Raw genomic sequence first — 1888 nt, 5'->3', positions numbered from 1 at the left:
CAGCGTATAATGGTAAATAAGTCAACCACCATTTTTAAGTAAAAAAGACCGACCTTAACTAAAACTCTTAAAATCGCTTTTTAAAAAGTTCATCTATCACAGAAACATTATGATGGAGCTCCTCTAGAACGTGAATATGGGACCTTGCTTTTTCATCCTACAGGGATACCTCCTAGCAAGTATAAACTTCGTTTTTCACGTATTATTCGTATTTATAGGACAAGATCCATAACGCTGACACGCGAGGTCTTAAGCCTCAGGCACGAGAAACAATGTGATCTAACGTCCTAGAGGAACTCCATATTTTTATTCTATAAAATTAAGATTAAGTTACTATTGAATAGAGTTACACTTTTTATGCAGATGGACGATTTGTTAATAAGGCATGATGTTCATAAAAATATTGAACATTGGTGCTATGCAGTTTCTTTTTTAATTCATCTAATAACACATACGATTCATAATTTGTTCGATAAAATGATTTATTTTTTATCATGGAAAAGGCTAGGCGGATCATTCTGTTTCCAAGGGCTACATATGCTTGACGAGGATGTTTTCCACGCTCTTTTAATGATAAATACCTCTGTTTCATTTCAGGGTTATTAACAGCTAGAGACTTCCCTACTTGATAAGTTATATTCCGAAAAGTTCGCCTCCCTTGTTTTGATATTCCATAATAAGAAGGCTTTTTTCCACCTGATTGTTTTACAATCGGGTTGGTCCCTGCTAATTTAATTAATTGACCTGCATGGTCGAAATCAGAGATATCACCCATTTCTGCATATAATTCAGCCCCTGTTACAATACCTATACCTGGAACTGAAAGGAGTATGGCCCCATCAGTATCAACAAATAAATCTTCTATTTTCCGTTCTAAAATCTTAATCTGATTATCTAGCAAATCTAAGAGATCGAGCTTTTGTACGAGAAGAAATTCATCTGGTTCAACGAACTCTTTTGATTGAGAGATGGAACCCTTAGCAAACTCTAGGAGAATCCTGATGGATTCATCTCGTAACTTTAAGTTTTCTCTAATTGAAAGTGCACGCAGGCCTTCCTCTCCTAAATTTAGAATATCGCTAGGATGAGGATAATGACGCATCAGATAACGTGGCGCTTTTCCGAAAAGTGTAGAGAATGGTTTTACATGTTTTCGTTTTCCATCAATCCATATACTTTTCCCCTGCATTTCACGAAAAACATGGTCTAAATGCATACGGATACTGTTTTGAGTGTCTGTTCGTTCTTCAACTAATGTCCGACGTGCCCTAGTTAATTTTTGTAAACTGTGAACACCACCGGTGGAAAGCTCAGTAGATGTTCCTCTACCATGAATCATTGACTGAACAATAGCCATCAGATCAAGATTATCGGTCTTCGACCAGTTTAAAAGAGCTTGTCGTTCTTGCGCAGTAGTAGCTGCATTCACAATTCGAACATGATACCCTTTTTGATGACAATGCCTAACAATATCCTCATAATAGTGTCCGGTTGTCTCGATCCCTACTACAACCTCTTTAATTCCTTTAGGAATTGTTTTAATCACCTCTTGAACATGTTTGTTAATCAGTTCAAAACCTGTTAATGACGCATCAAATTCAAATGGTTTTACTAAAACATCCCCATAAAATGTACAAATAATAGCCTTATGTGTAAATTTAGCTGCATCAATAGCTACCACCAACATATAATCAGTGCCTGTGTCTTTCACAAATTGTGCCCATCGACTTCCATTTTTACCTTGAATGTGATTCAATAAAGAATATACCATCGTTTTCAGCTCCTTGTGGTTAGGGGTTATTTGGAAGTTCTGTGATAGGTACTTCCATTTTACACTGAAAATGGTGGTTATTTTTCTTTATTTGAACCTATTTACTACACTAGGCAC

The 1888-nt window shown here is 36.3% G+C and carries 1 protein-coding gene; it reads right to left on the bottom strand.

The window, feature by feature from the left end; all coding sequences use genetic code 11:
• Positions 1-355: 355 nt before the first annotated feature.
• Positions 356-1771, bottom strand: a complete 1416-nt coding sequence (locus JOC48_RS21120) for an IS110 family RNA-guided transposase (protein ID WP_204502402.1) — start codon at positions 1769-1771, stop codon at positions 356-358.
• Positions 1772-1888 lie beyond the last annotated feature (117 nt).

The organism is Aquibacillus albus (assembly GCF_016908325.1).
In the GTDB taxonomy this organism is placed as follows: Bacteria; Bacillota; Bacilli; order Bacillales; family Amphibacillaceae; genus Aquibacillus_A; species Aquibacillus_A albus.
This window is presented reverse-complemented; position numbering and strand designations above follow the sequence as displayed.

Bases quoted from the DNA above. Each gene is read 5' to 3' on its own strand.
- JOC48_RS21120 (WP_204502402.1), bottom strand. From the start codon at position 1,771: ATGGTATATTCTTTATTGAATCACATTCAAGGTAAAAATGGAAGTCGA.